Here is a 13,759-nt window from a genome sequence, read left to right as displayed (position 1 = left end):
CTTAGGTTACGCCAGCCGCCGGCGGTTCCCGCTGTGTTTGGCGCGCAGGATTTTGCTTAGGAGTCTCATCATGGATCTATTGAGCGCACTGTTAACGCTACACGAGTTGCGTAGCCGTATCGATGTACGTTGCCAGCTTCAAGGAAACTGGCTGCGCCCCCACGCCGCAGGCGAGTTGGATGCCATCCGCTGGCATGGGCTGCTAGATGGCAGTGCACATATCGAGTTGGCGGACGGGCGGCGGCATCCCCTGCAAGCCGGCTCGCTGATTATGCTGCCGCAAAGCGGTGCCCACCGTCTCAGCCACGCTGTCGGCGATGCACGGTTGATCTGCGGTAGCTTGTGGATCGCGCCCGCCCAACGCCATCTGTTAGCGGCCCTGCCCGACATTCTGATCTATCACGAACCGGGTCCATGGCTAACGGCGACCCTCCAGCGACTCTATCAGGAATCGGCGGAGGCGTTGCCCGGTAGCCAGCTTCTCTGCCAGCAGCTCAGCACGGTGCTGTTGACTCTGGCATTACGGCATTGGCTAACACAGGCTCCGACGCAGGGCGGCCTACTACACGCCTTGATGCACCCGCGCCTCGGCGTCGCCATCGCGGCCATGCTGCACCAACCGGAGCAGGCATGGAGCGTCGCACGCCTGGCTGAGCTAAGTCACCAATCACGCGCCAGCTTCGCCCGCCTGTTCCGCAGTGTCACCGGCAGCCCCCCCCTGTTGCTGCTCACTCAGATCCGCATGGCGCACGGCGCCGCGCTCCTGGCGCGGGAGTCACTCCCCTTAGCCGTCATCGCCGAACGCGCTGGCTACGCCAGCGAGTCCGCCTTCCATCATGCCTTTGTCCGCCATATGGGGGTAACGCCCGGAGCCTACCGACGACGGACTCGTCTGCTGGCCAGTAGCGAGTCATCACACTAAGGCGGAATTAGGAGGGGGGGAACAAGCGCCGGGAACGACAAAAAGCACCACGCCCGTCGACGACGGGCGTGGTGTCAGGGGTTACTCCTCAACGGTCAACGGTTGATCCTGGTAGCCGTGCGCTCGGGCATCGGCCAGACACGCTTGCCGTCGCACGAAGAAACGCGTAGAGCGGTGCAGGATATAGCCGGTCGGCGCCACCACACACCAGCCCCATTGGCCGCGCGCATCGGTATAAAAGCGCCAGAAGTTTGCTTCGTTTGCCATCAACATATGCGCCTCCACATGATCGTCGCGCACCGAGAAGCGCTTAGCGGCTGGTCGCCAAGACCAACTCCGGCTCCTCATTCAGCGCCTGTTGACGCTGACGCTCCAGCTCCAAGGCTCCGCGGTGTGACAGGATACAGAACAGGATGCAGCACACCACCCCGCCCATCAGCAGGTAGAACCCGCCATGCCAACCGAAATTATCGACCATCACTCCGAACATACTGGTCCCGAGTGAGGCGCCGAAGATATAGCTCATAAAACCACGTAAGCCGACGGCGGAGCCCACCGCGAAACTCGGCACGATCTCCATAGTCTGCACCGAGGCCAGGAACTGCGGGACATAGATCAGGCAGCCGACGATGGCGGCGAAGACGGTCACCACAGCCAAAGAGTCGCTTTGCCAGTAGCCGATCAGGCAGACGAAGATCATGCACATGCAGATGATCGCCAAGGGCATACGGCGTCCGTGGAACAGTTTATCCGTTAACCAACCGGCCAACAGCGTCGAGGGGATGGCCGCCCATTCAAAGAACAGGAATGCCACGCTCATTTGCTCCTTGCTGAAGTTTTTCTCCGTCAGTAGGTAGATCGGTAGCCAGCTGATCATGCCAAAACGCACCATATAGACGAAGACATCGACCATGGAGACATACCAGGCATTTTTATTTTTCAGCACATACGTGCAAAAGATCTGGAAAGCCGACATATTTTCCGGTGCCTGCTGACTATGCTGCTTCAGCACGACTTTCTCTTGCGGCATCATCTCATCCAGCGCTGGCAAGCCCTCTTTCTTCGGTGAACGCTTGCCCAACAGCAGTACGACACAGGCAAAGAGTACTGCGATGGCGGCCGGCACCATGTAGCTGGCGCTCTGCCAGTGCTCACTGCCCAGCATGGCGAAGGCGACGCCGATAATCGGCGCGACGATACCACCGCCCACGTTGTGGGAGATATTCCAGAAAGCACCGACTCGGCCACGCTCACAACGCGGGAACCAGTTGGCAATAGTGATGAAGGAGGGGCCGACCCCCATCCCTTGGAACAAGCCGTTGCACACGACTAAGGCGACAAACAGCCAGAAAGCGCTACTGAACCCTAGGCCGACGTTGACCAAGGCGCACATCACCAGGCCACAGGCCATGAAAACCTTCGGATTCGCCTTATCCGCCAGACTACTCATCACTCCTTTACTAATCCCGTAGGCGATCAGCATGCAGCTACTCAGCAAACCGATTTGGGTGGCACTTAAATCCAACTGTTCTTTCAGATAAGGCGTAGAAAGGGTAAAGTTATTGCGCACAATATAATACGCCATATAACCCAGGAAGACGCTCATCAGCGCCTGGAACCGATAACGCCGATAAGTCGTCGCGACCTTTTCCGGCGGCACCCGTTTAGCCGCCGACTGGCTGTTTAATGATTGCATATTATCACCTGTTATTTAATCGCCCAAGGGGGAGGTATTGCTATTTGTCCAGGCAATAATGCGCAGAGAAACAAAAAGCTACAAGCTTGTTCAAATGAGTCATTTTTGACTCAAATTACTTTATTCAGGGGCTGTTTTGACCCAAATTAAATAAGCTGGCGTAGAAGCAGCTGACATATTTAAGACAAACAGTTAGGATTACGGTCATTATTTGAGTCGAGTAACAGTATCTTCGCGAACCCAACGGATAATATATCCGTGAGGTGGCACTTTTATTAGCCAATCCCGCGCTAAGTCTATTCAGGTAGGATTTGTCCCAAACAGCACCAATACCGCCTGACAATTTTATGATAAAACCATGACTATGATCACACTTGCCTGTTGGAGTGCGCCATGTATCGCATCTTGTTGATCCTCATTCTCACCCTGTCGCTACCGCCAGCACTGCTGGCCAAGCGCAGCGAACTGGTGATGGCGACCACCTTCTCACCACAGGCCACGGCCTATATCATCAACCGCTGGCAACATCAGCCAGGGGCGGTGCCTATTCGCACGCTAAACCGCACCAGTGCCTCGCTGGAGCAGTTGCTGGATAGCGTTAACGATGGTCATATCGATCTGGTACTCACCTCCTCGCCAATGCTGCTGCAACATCTGCAAACACACCATCGTCTGGCCGCTATCGACGATCTCCCCGCCGAGATCCAACGCCAGGTGCCGGCCTCGATCCGCGCCAGCTCGGCGGCAGTGGCTATCTCCGGCTTTGGCTTGTTGATCAACCGCAGCAACTTGGCGGCGCAGCACCTTCCCTTGCCGAAGGATTGGCCGGATCTCACCCAGCCCCAATATCGCGATATGGTGTTGATGAGCAGCCCATCGCGCTCCGATACCAACCACCTGATCATCGAATCCCTGCTACAGCAGTATGGCTGGGAGCGCGGCTGGCAGATCCTGCTGACCGTCGCCGGTAACCTCAGCACTATCTCGGCACGGAGCTTCGGTGTAGCAGATAAGATCCAAAGCGGCCTCGGCGCCATCGGTCCGGTAATCGATAACTATGCCCAGTTGCTGAGCACCGACCCACATCTGCTCTTTCACTATTTTCCACACAGCATCGCCGCACCGACCTATGTGGCGGTGACCCGTGACTCGCTCTACCCTAACGAGGCACGACGCTTTATCCATTTTCTGCTCAGCCCCGACGGACAACGGGCGCTGGCGGACACCAATACCGGCAAGTACCCGATTGTGGCGCTGCCAGCAAACTCGCCTCGTGCCCAGCAACAACAGCGTCTCTTAGCTCAGCCGCCCCTGGACTACCAGCTGGTGCTACAACGCCAGCGCCTGGTACAAGCCCTATTCGATACCGCCATCAGCTTCCGTCTACCGCAACTCAAGGACGCCTGGCGCGCGCTCTACGCCGCCGAGGCACGCCAGAAACGGCCCTTGCCCCAGATCCGTGCATTGCTAACGGCCTTACCGGTCAGTAGTACTCAGAGCGAACAGCCCTCTTTGTTGACGCAGTGCAACACTCGCGCCGGCTGTGAGCAACTGATGATGGAGTGGCAACAATTCTTTCGCCAGAAACAACGCCAAGCGATCAACCAGTTAGAGGAGCTAAAATGAGGCATCTCCTCCATTGGGCGCGTCGCCTTAGCATCAGCGCCAGCCTACAGATCGCCTTTCTCGCCAGTGCATTGTTGACGCTGTTCGTCAGCGCCGTCAGCCTCTACTCCTGGCACGCCCAAAGCTCTCAGGTGCGCTACACCCTGGACGACTACCTGCCACGCATCCAGTCCTCACTCGTGATCGAGAGCGCCCTGAATACCCTGGTTGATCAACTCAATGAATTCGTCCTCGCCCCCAACACCAGCGTACGCCTCCAGTTCCGCCAACAGATCATCAGCCATCTGGAGCAGATAGCCCAAATCAGCCAACGCTTAGAGGCGAGCGAACGCCAGCAACTGGCCGGCATCCTACAGCAAAGCCACCAACTGCTGACCTCGCTAGATAATGCCTTGTATACCCTATTCTTAGCCCGTGAAAAGACCAACGAAATCGCTGGGCGGATCAGTTGGTTGCATGACGACTTTACTACCGAGCTGAACTCCTTGATGCAAGACTTCAGTTGGCAACAAGGCGCGTTGATCGATCAGATGGAGGGGCGCGACGCCGCCACCATGCGCCAGCTGCAACAACGTTTACGGACAGTGCAGCAAGAACAGCAGCAGGTGTACACGCTGGCACGCTTGGAGAATCAAATCACCAACGATCTGCGCGATCAGATCAGCGAACTGCACGGCGCCGAGAGCGGCGAAATCAATCAGCAGGGCCATCAGCGCTACCTGAGCTATCTACGCAACAGCGCAACAGAGATCGTCCAGGCGCTGGCGCAGTATCCCAGTACCGTGACGCTGCGCCAGACCATCGACGAGCTCTTGGAGATCGGCATGAACCCCGCTAAGCTGCCCGCCACCTTGGCAGATTACCAACGCGCCCGTATCACCTTGCAACAGGCGACCCAACAGAAAGAGCGGACCCTGGGGCGCTTCCGCGCCGTACTGGAGCAGCAGCTAGACACCAGTCACCGCCGCATGCAGACCTTTAACCAACGCCTAGAGCACATCATTCGCGTCAGTGGCCGCCTGATCCTGATCGCCACCCTACTCGCGCTGTTGCTGGCCTTGCTGTTAAGTTACGGTTTCATTCGCTCCCGCCTAGTGAAACGCTTTACCGCCCTCAGCCAGGCGGTGGCCCGCATCGGTACCGGCGATCGGCGCAGCCGTATCCCGGTTTATGGTGTCGATGAGCTGGGGCGTATCGCCCGTCTGTTACGCCATACCCTCAATCAGCAACATCGCCAGCAACGACGTCTGGAGCGAGAGATCACTGAACGTAAAGAGATCGAGCATCACCTGCGCACCACCCAAGACGAGTTGATCCAGGCCGCTAAGCTGGCGGTAGTCGGCCAGACCATGACCACCTTGGCTCACGAAATCAACCAGCCGCTGAACGCCCTGTCGATGTACCTATTCACCGTCCGGCGGGCGCTGGAGCGCGGTCAGCTGACGCAAGCCGACACCACCCTCGCCAAGTGTGATGGGCTGATCGGCCGCATGGACGCCATCATCCGTTCCCTACGCCAGTTCGCCCGCCGCGCCGATGACACCCCCTTGCATCCGGTGGCGTTGCGTCAGGCCTGGCTGAGCGCCTGGGAGTTATTGGCACCGCGCCGGCGCCATCTTCAGGTAACGCTGCATCTACCGGTCGACGAGATTGCGATCATTGCCGATGAAGTGCGTCTACAGCAGGTATTGGTCAACCTCTTGACCAATGCGTTAGATGCCGCCGAGCATCCCATGCATATCCAGGTTACCTGGCAAGCGACGGCGCACCACCTGGAAGTCATGTTGTGCGATGACGGCCCCGGCTGGCCGTTGGCCCTGGCCCCGCGGTTGCTCAAGCCCTTTACTACCAGCAAGCAGGTGGGATTAGGGATCGGTCTCTCCATCAGCCAGTCGTTGATGGAACAACTGGGAGGCGAGCTACGTATCGCCTCGGCCCTGCCGCATGGCGCCTGTATTCTCTTATGTTTTACCCTGGCGGACACGTCGCCACCCTCAACGGACATTGTGCATGCTGACTCATAAACACACCATTATATTAATTGATGATGATCCCGACGTACTGGATGCCTATACCCTACTGCTAACCCAGAGTGGCTACGGCGTATACGCCTGCGCCGATCCGTTGCAAGCGCTCACATTAATTCCCGCGGATTGGCCGGGAGTGATCCTCAGCGATGTCTGTATGCCAGGCTGCTCCGGTATCACGTTGATGGAGCGGCTGCGCGCCCAGGATAGCCAGTTGCCGGTACTGTTAATCACCGGCCATGGTGATGTACCGATGGCCGTCGAGGCGGTCAAGAAAGGGGCGCGTGACTTTCTCCAGAAGCCCGTCGATCCGGCGCAACTGCTCGCACGGGTACAAGCGGCCCTCGACGAACGGCGTGCACTGATCGCCCGGCGCAAATGGCAGCGCCATCAGTTGCAGACCGAGCTGGTTGGGCGCAGCGAGTGGGTGTTGCAGATGCGCACACGCCTGCAACAGTTGGCGCAAACCGATCTGGCCGTCTATTTTTATGGCGAACCCGGTAGCGGACGCACCCTGTGTGCGCGTCATCTACACCGCCTGAGCGCTCGCAGCGCCGGTGCGTTCGTCATCCATCAAGCCGGCGAAGCAAGCGATCTGCAACAGAGTCTCACTCAGGCCACTGGCGGCACCCTACTGATCCAGAATCCAGAGCGCCTTGATGAGGAAGCGCAATACAGCCTGGTACGCAGCCAGAGCCAGGAGCCTCGGCCCTACCGTCTTTTGGCCTGCGGCACCGGGCCGTTAGTCGAACACGCCGCTGCCCAACGGATTCTGCCGGATCTCTATTACTGTTTCGCCATGACGCAGCTACATTGTCCCGCGCTAGCCCAGCGTCCCGATGATATTGAGCCGCTGTTTATGCATTACCTCCAACAGGCGTGCCTGCGCCTCAACCATCCGTGTCCTTCCCTGTCGGCCAGCCTGCGCAAGAGTCTCTTACAGCGCTACTGGGCTAATAACGTGCGTGAGCTGGCCAACGCCGCCCAACTGTTCGCCGTCGGGGTACAACCGTTGGCCGAACTCGCCAGCCCCCAGGTTCACACCTCGACGCCGACCCCGCTCGATCAACGTGTCGAAGAGTATGAGCGCCAGATCATCACCGAGGCGCTCAACCTGCATCAGGGACGGATCAACGAGGTGGCAGAATACCTACAAATCCCGCGCAAGAAACTGTATCTACGAATGAAAAAGTATCACCTGGATAAGACACACTATCGCTGATCTCGCCGCAAGACACGCAGAGCGCGGTACGCCGCGCGGGGCACGCCCCACACGGCATCGTCCTCCGCTTCGTCTGTCATTAACGTTTAACGTGATGCCCCAGAGGCGTCGCCAGGTGGCAAGCAACCCGGCTCCAGACGCGCCGTCATCAGGCGACTAAATTCCGCTAAGGGGCAGAGCCCGTTCGGCGTCGCATCCCGGCATCCTGGCAATGACAGGCTCACCTGATGCGGCGGCGTCTCTAGGCTCAGCGGCGTCTGCTGGCGGAGTTGCGCCAACGTCTGGTAAACGACCCGGACACGCACCCAGGGCTGTCCCGCGCCATCCAGCCAGCGTTCGAAGACCAACTCGCCTCCGGGTGGGGTGTTATCCGGTTGACCAGGCAGCGTCCAAGGCGTTTGCAGCAGACCGGAGAGGTTGGCCAAGTTCGTATCATGCCCAACCAACAACAACAGCCGATTTTGCCTCGTCAAGCCCGTCAACGCCGGCGTCTGGTCGTTTAGCGCCTGAATGACGGTATGCAGCAATGGTGTGCCGCGGTGACGCGCGATGTAGTCGGTGCGTGATAGCAAGTCGAATTGGGCATTGTGCAGACTCAGCAGCGAACGCCACTGGACAGCCGTTGTGATCCGTCCCCAAGCCGGCTGAGCCATCCCTTGCGCTTGTTGCAGCAGGAACATCTCCGCCAGCGTCGCCGACAGGCCGACCGCGCCGTGCAGTTTGATCTCGCCAGCGGCGGAGAGCTGTAACGCACTCGGCATCATCGCCGCCAGGGTACATGCCCCACCGTGCTGCTGCGCCTGGCAATAAGGGGAGGCAGAAAAATGCAACGTCTGATCCATGTGTGCCAAGGCAGCCCGATAGTGATGATTCAAGGCCGCCAGCGGCATCCCCGCCTGCGCCTCAATAGCCTGGCGCATCGGTTCAGCGGCCAGACGGCATAGTCCGGCCTTGACCGGATGGAACAGGGGATCGACCCGCTGCAACTCGCGCTGGTGATGTATCAGCAGGCCACACCCCGGCGCCAGACCGGCTAGAAACGCCTCTCCGGTCTTACGCGTACGCTGATCGACATCCGTCCAGGCATAGACCCATCCCGCCACAGGGCATCCTTGCACAGGCAGCATCCCTTGCTGACGCAACCACGCGCGATAATAAACGCCGAGTTGCGTCACCAGTGCCTCGCCTCGGGGCGTGATGTCACCCAGTTTCACCGGCCAGGCAGGCCAGTTATCCGGTGTCACTTCGCGGATCAACGCCGGCATTTTCGTCGGTGCCCGTACGCCATGCCGACTGACGATCACCACCTTATCGAGGCGATAGGCACCCTCTTCTCTTGATGAGGCGGCCTGCCCCGCCAAGGGAAGCCATAACAATAACCCCACCACACTCGGCCCTAACCAACGGCGCCACCTACACTCACGCATATTTTCCTCCACGCCTCTCCGGGACTCTGTCATCCCGCCACCTGGGAGCAGAGATTAATCATGACATTCGTACGACGCCCCATGCCGGGGAGCCCTCCCTAACAATATTTCTTGAGGCTGGGGAAAACGCGCCTCGATATTTCTCCTTCCTTTTTCCTCTGCGGATCAGGATAAGACAATAATGATATCGGTTATCATTACTGTCATCGTTCTACTTAAAACAATATGTAACAGAGCAAGTGTATAACTTGCTGGTGAGCTATCATCGCTCAGTCTATAGTAAACAGAGAGATAGATTGCTGATTCGTTCAATATTATATCACCGCGAGGCATATCACGTGGGGCGTACTGGCGTTCCGCGCTGACAATGCGAATCGAACAAAAACCTCAAGAAAGAAGGTAACCATGATGTCCCGACTCACCCTATTGTGCCGCCAATTCTGGCGCTATCTCGGTAGCTACCAGAAGCCCTTTCTCCGGGTAGTGCATTTTGTTGTTATGCTGTTGGTGATCATCCAGATCCTCGACAGTAATGGCATGGGTTTTACCCCGCAACAGCAGATAAATCCGGCGCTCAGCGATACAATCTTTACCTGGATGCACATCGGCATCGGCCTGCTGATGGTCGTACTGACGCTCATCTTGACCTTCTATAGCCTCTCTACCCGCGGTCTGCGCTATTTCTTTCCCTATCTGTGGGGCGACTTCGGCCAATTGAAGACCGACCTCGGTGACATGATGAAGCTACGCCTACCCGCTACCGACGCCAAAGGGATCGCGACCTGTGTGCAGGGGTTGGGATTGGGTGCGCTGTGGCTGGTCGTGTTATCTGGACTGATCTGGTTCGTATTGTGGCGGAGTGGTTCTCCCTGGGCGCTTGATGCCAAGTCGATCCATAAAGCGCTGACGGGACTGATCGAGGTCTATCTCGCCGGTCATGGCTTTATGGCCCTACTGCACTTCGTACTCTGGCTGCGTGAACCGGCGCAACGTCAGCACGGTTAATCCACCACCGCTACGCAGGCCGGGCGATTGAAAAGCATGAATCGTTGTGCCATGCTCGCCTTATCGCCATCTGAAGTAGGTTACCGTATGACTAGCAACACATTAACGCCACAGGAAAAAGCCGTCGCCGATGAACTGGCATTGCAGCGGGTTTACGCCATGAATAATGACGAGTATTTATTACAGGTTGTCGATGCCAAGATCCAGCGTCTGGAGGCACACGTGAAGGCGTACTTCGATCAGCGTTTCGCCTTCCACAACCAGCAACCGTGAATCAGGTCGCGCCGGATAACACGCACGAGGCCGCCCTAGGGCGGCCTCTCTTTTTTCGCGCCATACAGTTAAGGTTGGGAATGAGTACGGCGATAAAGCCCCCACTCATCAACCCGCTCGCATGGCGTGTTTACTCCCTTTACTGTCTCGCCACCTATTCATCGAATAAGCGCAGAACAAGCCTACACTCATTGCTCGTTACATCATAAACCCGTAACGCACCTGGCATGTGGATGCTCCTGGCGAATATCGCCAATGATGGGCAAGGCGCTTAACGCGGCGCTAATTAACCAGCGCCATGCCAAGATATGCAACCACTCGGGATCAGGCAGCCTTTTCTCCTCCTATCCGGGTGTCTTTTCACACACTCCGTGATGGCGAGAGCATGGGCAGATCTCCTCAGACAGGTCAACAACCTGTTCAGACGCCAACGGATCTGTCTCTGGTGTAGAACAAAAACAGGCTTTCTGCCCAGCTTGCCTAATAAAAAAATCAGCGACTGGCAGGCGTGCCATACATCCAAATGCCGCATACCCAAGACCATGCGCCGCGCCACGCCGCCAGAGTGGGCACGGCTGGCTCAGGCCAATCGCCGATGGTGCGCGGCGCTCGATTACAGCTGTGTAAAGTTGGCGGTCTTATTGGTACTGAATTCACGTCGAATCGCTTTTTTGACCGCCGCATACAGGGCATCACGCCCCTGCACCTCGATCGTCTGGGGATGAAAGCCTTGTTCGATCACCTGATAAGCGTTCATTAACGGCATATTGACGACCGAGATCCAACGATCGCGTTTATAGGTAGAAAAGGTCAATTTCTTAAATTGCCCCGTCTCTACACAACGCATCAAGTAACTCATAATATTTTCACTGGAGATCCGCATCCTGCCCCCTGTTTGCTAACTGTATTCCTCACGCTTCGCCGAAGCGAAGCCAACCGACACTTAGCATAACGCGCAGGAAAATAACGTGGTATGAACGAATGCCGCAAGCTAAGGCAAGGGAGACAAAAGTGAAAAGTGACGGGACGCGTTGGCATCAGCCTGATGCCGATAACGCATAAACAAAAACCCCGCGGGCATAATACCCACGGGGTCAAAAATGGAGGCGCGTTCCGGAGTCGAACCGGACTAGACGGATTTGCAATCCGCTACATAACCGCTTTGTTAACGCGCCTAAGGGGTTGCCGCCGCTAGAAAGCGTGCTGCATAAAAACTGGAGCGGGAAACGAGACTCGAACTCGCGACCCCAACCTTGGCAAGGTTGTGCTCTACCAACTGAGCTATTCCCGCGCGGCTAAAAAGCCGACTGATGATGCTAATGAGTGGTGCTCATCAGATGGGGCGTATTCTACGGATTTCACGCGCGACGTCACCAAAAATTTACCCATCACACGACCGAATGCCGCTTTTTAGTCCACTTCGCGCAGACAATCGGCAATTCGTGCCAACTGCATGGTAAAGAAAACGCGCTACCGTCAGCGTTACCCCCCGACTCCTGATTGTCACATTAATGCCATCTCGTTGTCCTAATATAGGGCTATCACCGCTCCCGATAAGGCACGCGCATCATGTCCCGACTCTGGTTACGCCTGTTTCGCTGGTCACCCACAAGCCGTTTCGCCGGACGCTATCTCTTGCCACTCGTGATCCTCTTGCCGCTCGGGTGGTACCGCCTGGCACACATCGCCGCTACACTCTTATTTCATCCTTATTAGAAACGTCGATGCGCCTGGTTAGGCGTAATCGAATAAATGCACGACTACAGGCCTAATAAATAAAGCAATTTATAAGCACGCTGAAAAAAATAAATTTCAATGATTGACCTCTGGCATTATCACGCCGCTCACCTATACTAAAACATGCCGGTTAGCTAACACGCAGTTTCCCTAAACTGTATTTAATGGAAGAAAGGACCTATCTATGAAGCAATTAAGATCAGTTGTTGCTCTTTGTGCCCTATTCTGCGCGCCGGCTTTTGCCGCTACCCAAATCAATAGCAGTGATACTACCGGCTATACTAAAGTCGCCTCACTCAGCCTCGAGCAAGCGGGACTTCCGACTGTCGGTGATGGCCAAGTCGTGCAAGCCATCGATAAACAATGTAATAAATTAGGTGTTCGTCCGGAGCAATGCTACTTTCGTATATTAAGCATTCTGGGCGATGCCAGCGATCATAAAACTGCCTTTGTAGAGATCTATAAAAAATAACGCCGCAACGCCATCGCCGTCTTACGACGGCGATGATCATTAGCCACTCAATCAGTCGCACATTGCCTCGCGCTCCTCCTCCTCCGTTAAGTTCTGGCAGCGCATAAACTGTGCCAGCCAAACCAATAACTGTTCAGCATAGAAGTAGACAGCCTGCGGCGAATCGGCATAAGGTGTACCCGGACACATCGTCGCCAGACAAGGGTAGCGTTGTGGTGCCATCGTCTGTGCTAAAGCACGCATCTCACTTTCGCTCACCCATCCTTCAGCCATAACTGAGTCATCGAATAAAAAGGTTTGAGTAAACCACTGATAGAAAACTTCCTGATTATTTAACACTTGCATTTTAGTCACTTAATTCATTGCCCCTACGCTGTTTAACCGTGAGCTATATTGCGCGTACGGAGCGCACTGCCCGTACGCGCGTCATGCTAGGTCAAATTAATTCATTAAATGATTTTATCTTCACTAAAATAAAAATTAAAATAATGAATTGATTAAAACCTCAGGTATCGAAAACTCACGGCGACGCATTCTATTCTCGCCAAGACGGAAGATCCAGCATGAGCGACCAATTTCATACCATTAAGCAAAAATAAGATATAAGTATTAAATTAAAATATATTTTCAGAGTCTCAATTCAAATTAAGCAATAAATGCGATATTAAATATCGTATTTTTAGATTTTATCTTTATATATTTATCTATATCTTTAATTATATATTTAATACGTATTGCCCCACATTAATTCACCGACTGACCCCGTTACCCCATCGGAGAGTCGCACCAGGGTACGCCGTGCAGGTGGTTAGCGACGGTATCTTGTATGCCGCACGAATACGACGCAGTCCCCCCTGCGTGCTGACATAACTACTCTACCTTCAGCGAGATAGAAACTGTGATCATCTCGACACAGACGCTTCAGCGTCAAAGGCCATAGGGCGATACGTTGCCCTCCTGATGCTGCCATATCTCTGACTGTAGACAAGAATGCGTCCAGTCGCCCCGTAGCCTTGCCTCAGGATGTGCATCGACACGACTTCCCCCGGTGAACGCCAGAAAAAACATCCCGTAGAAGGTGGCATCACGCTGTATAGGGAATGGTGACGAAAGTTTTCTCTGACCGCCTGCTACGCTATCCCATGGCAGGTGAGATAACGGCACGCGCTAAGCATCGCCCTACCTCTGCGCTAAGCTACGCCTCACGTCGGGTTTTCCTGCTCTGGGACGCAGTATCTCCCTTCCCCAGTGGGGCTCAAACGAAATCCGTAAAGAAAAACCCTGGCGCGAATTAGCATCATCATGTTACAGCCTAAACCGTGAAACTGATGATGTTAGGCATCACTCCATCT

12 protein-coding genes and 2 tRNA genes are annotated in these 13,759 nt (G+C 55.7%); 7 read left to right on the top strand and 7 right to left on the bottom strand.

The genetic code is table 11. The features are described from left to right. Window positions 1–70: 70 nt before the first annotated feature. Window positions 71–922 carry a cupin domain-containing protein gene (locus EHO01S_RS08935; protein ID WP_024523631.1) on the top strand — a complete coding sequence of 284 codons (852 nt, stop codon included), beginning with the start codon at window positions 71–73 and terminating at the stop codon, window positions 920–922. An 81-nt stretch (window positions 923–1,003) separates the two neighbouring features. On the opposite strand, the gene EHO01S_RS08930 is transcribed toward EHO01S_RS08935, so the two are convergent. Both EHO01S_RS08930 and pgtP read right to left on the bottom strand, forming a co-directional pair. Next, window positions 1,004–1,195 carry a hypothetical protein gene (locus EHO01S_RS08930; RefSeq protein WP_024523630.1) on the bottom strand — a complete coding sequence of 64 codons (192 nt, stop codon included), beginning with the start codon at window positions 1,193–1,195 and terminating at the stop codon, window positions 1,004–1,006. Window positions 1,196–1,232: 37 nt separating this feature from the next. After that, a complete protein-coding gene (pgtP, locus tag EHO01S_RS08925; RefSeq protein WP_024523629.1) occupies window positions 1,233–2,618 on the bottom strand; it encodes a phosphoglycerate transporter PgtP in 1,386 nt (461 codons plus the stop codon). 393 nt (window positions 2,619–3,011) lie between these two features. Here pgtP and EHO01S_RS08920 point away from each other — a divergent pair, with 393 nt between their 5' ends. From EHO01S_RS08920 to pgtA, 3 genes are read left to right on the top strand one after another with little or no spacing between them, the layout of a single operon-like run. Further along, window positions 3,012–4,244 (top strand): ABC transporter substrate-binding protein, encoded by a 1,233-nt coding sequence (locus EHO01S_RS08920; protein ID WP_024523628.1) that lies wholly within the window; start codon window positions 3,012–3,014, stop codon window positions 4,242–4,244. Then, entirely contained in the window at window positions 4,241–6,268 is a 2,028-nt protein-coding gene (gene pgtB, locus EHO01S_RS08915) for a two-component system sensor histidine kinase PgtB (protein WP_024523627.1), read from the top strand. The genes EHO01S_RS08920 and pgtB overlap by 4 nt, the downstream gene beginning before the upstream one ends. Further along, on the top strand, window positions 6,255–7,493 hold the full coding sequence (pgtA, locus tag EHO01S_RS08910; RefSeq protein ID WP_024523626.1) for a two-component system response regulator PgtA: 1,239 nt from the start codon (window positions 6,255–6,257) through the stop codon (window positions 7,491–7,493). The genes pgtB and pgtA overlap by 14 nt, the downstream gene beginning before the upstream one ends. Window positions 7,494–7,579: 86 nt before the next feature. Here pgtA and EHO01S_RS08905 read toward each other — a convergent pair whose 3' ends face one another. Next, the gene (locus EHO01S_RS08905) at window positions 7,580–8,920 is read right to left on the bottom strand and encodes an AppA family phytase/histidine-type acid phosphatase (protein WP_024523625.1); all 1,341 of its coding nucleotides are present in this window, start codon (window positions 8,918–8,920) and stop codon (window positions 7,580–7,582) included. A gap of 408 nt (window positions 8,921–9,328) precedes the next feature. Here EHO01S_RS08905 and EHO01S_RS08900 point away from each other — a divergent pair, with 408 nt between their 5' ends. Continuing rightward, window positions 9,329–9,925 carry a cytochrome b/b6 domain-containing protein gene (locus EHO01S_RS08900; protein WP_024523624.1) on the top strand — a complete coding sequence of 199 codons (597 nt, stop codon included), beginning with the start codon at window positions 9,329–9,331 and terminating at the stop codon, window positions 9,923–9,925. Between the two features lie 87 nt (window positions 9,926–10,012). Next, entirely contained in the window at window positions 10,013–10,198 is a 186-nt protein-coding gene (locus EHO01S_RS08895) for a hypothetical protein (protein ID WP_024523623.1), read from the top strand. Window positions 10,199–10,811: 613 nt separating this feature from the next. Here EHO01S_RS08895 and EHO01S_RS08890 read toward each other — a convergent pair. The 3 genes from EHO01S_RS08890 to EHO01S_RS08880 form a co-directional block, all read right to left on the bottom strand. Next, window positions 10,812–11,057: a hypothetical protein gene (locus EHO01S_RS08890; RefSeq protein WP_232238221.1), complete on the bottom strand. Its 246-nt coding sequence runs from the start codon at window positions 11,055–11,057 to the stop codon at window positions 10,812–10,814. A 242-nt stretch (window positions 11,058–11,299) separates the two neighbouring features. After that, a tRNA-Cys gene (locus EHO01S_RS08885) sits at window positions 11,300–11,373 on the bottom strand. Between the two features lie 40 nt (window positions 11,374–11,413). Next, a tRNA-Gly gene (locus EHO01S_RS08880) sits at window positions 11,414–11,489 on the bottom strand. Window positions 11,490–12,119: 630 nt separating this feature from the next. Here EHO01S_RS08880 and EHO01S_RS08875 point away from each other — a divergent pair. Next, window positions 12,120–12,407, top strand: a complete 288-nt coding sequence (locus tag EHO01S_RS08875; protein WP_024523621.1) for a hypothetical protein — start codon at window positions 12,120–12,122, stop codon at window positions 12,405–12,407. 51 nt (window positions 12,408–12,458) lie between these two features. On the opposite strand, the gene EHO01S_RS08870 is transcribed toward EHO01S_RS08875, so the two are convergent. Further along, entirely contained in the window at window positions 12,459–12,680 is a 222-nt protein-coding gene (locus EHO01S_RS08870; protein ID WP_232238220.1) for a hypothetical protein, read from the bottom strand. Between the last annotated feature and the right edge of the window lie 1,079 nt (window positions 12,681–13,759).

The organism is Edwardsiella hoshinae NBRC 105699 = ATCC 33379 (genome assembly GCF_000474215.1).
Classification (GTDB): domain Bacteria; phylum Pseudomonadota; class Gammaproteobacteria; order Enterobacterales; family Enterobacteriaceae; genus Edwardsiella; species Edwardsiella hoshinae.
The sequence above is the reverse complement of the archived record's forward strand: the minus strand, read 5'-3'. Positions and strand labels throughout refer to the sequence as shown.

Coding starts and splice junctions, on each gene's coding strand:
- EHO01S_RS08875 (WP_024523621.1), top strand. CDS start 12,120: ATGAAGCAATTAAGATCAGTTGTTGCTCTTTGTGCCCTATTCTGCGCG.
- EHO01S_RS08920 (WP_024523628.1), top strand. CDS start 3,012: ATGTATCGCATCTTGTTGATCCTCATTCTCACCCTGTCGCTACCGCCA.
- EHO01S_RS08905 (WP_024523625.1), bottom strand. CDS start 8,920: ATGCGTGAGTGTAGGTGGCGCCGTTGGTTAGGGCCGAGTGTGGTGGGG.
- pgtP (WP_024523629.1), bottom strand. CDS start 2,618: ATGCAATCATTAAACAGCCAGTCGGCGGCTAAACGGGTGCCGCCGGAA.
- EHO01S_RS08900 (WP_024523624.1), top strand. CDS start 9,329: ATGTCCCGACTCACCCTATTGTGCCGCCAATTCTGGCGCTATCTCGGT.
- EHO01S_RS08890 (WP_232238221.1), bottom strand. CDS start 11,057: ATGAGTTACTTGATGCGTTGTGTAGAGACGGGGCAATTTAAGAAATTG.
- EHO01S_RS08935 (WP_024523631.1), top strand. CDS start 71: ATGGATCTATTGAGCGCACTGTTAACGCTACACGAGTTGCGTAGCCGT.
- pgtB (WP_024523627.1), top strand. CDS start 4,241: ATGAGGCATCTCCTCCATTGGGCGCGTCGCCTTAGCATCAGCGCCAGC.
- EHO01S_RS08930 (WP_024523630.1), bottom strand. CDS start 1,195: ATGTTGATGGCAAACGAAGCAAACTTCTGGCGCTTTTATACCGATGCG.
- pgtA (WP_024523626.1), top strand. CDS start 6,255: ATGCTGACTCATAAACACACCATTATATTAATTGATGATGATCCCGAC.
- EHO01S_RS08895 (WP_024523623.1), top strand. CDS start 10,013: ATGACTAGCAACACATTAACGCCACAGGAAAAAGCCGTCGCCGATGAA.
- EHO01S_RS08870 (WP_232238220.1), bottom strand. CDS start 12,680: ATGGCTGAAGGATGGGTGAGCGAAAGTGAGATGCGTGCTTTAGCACAG.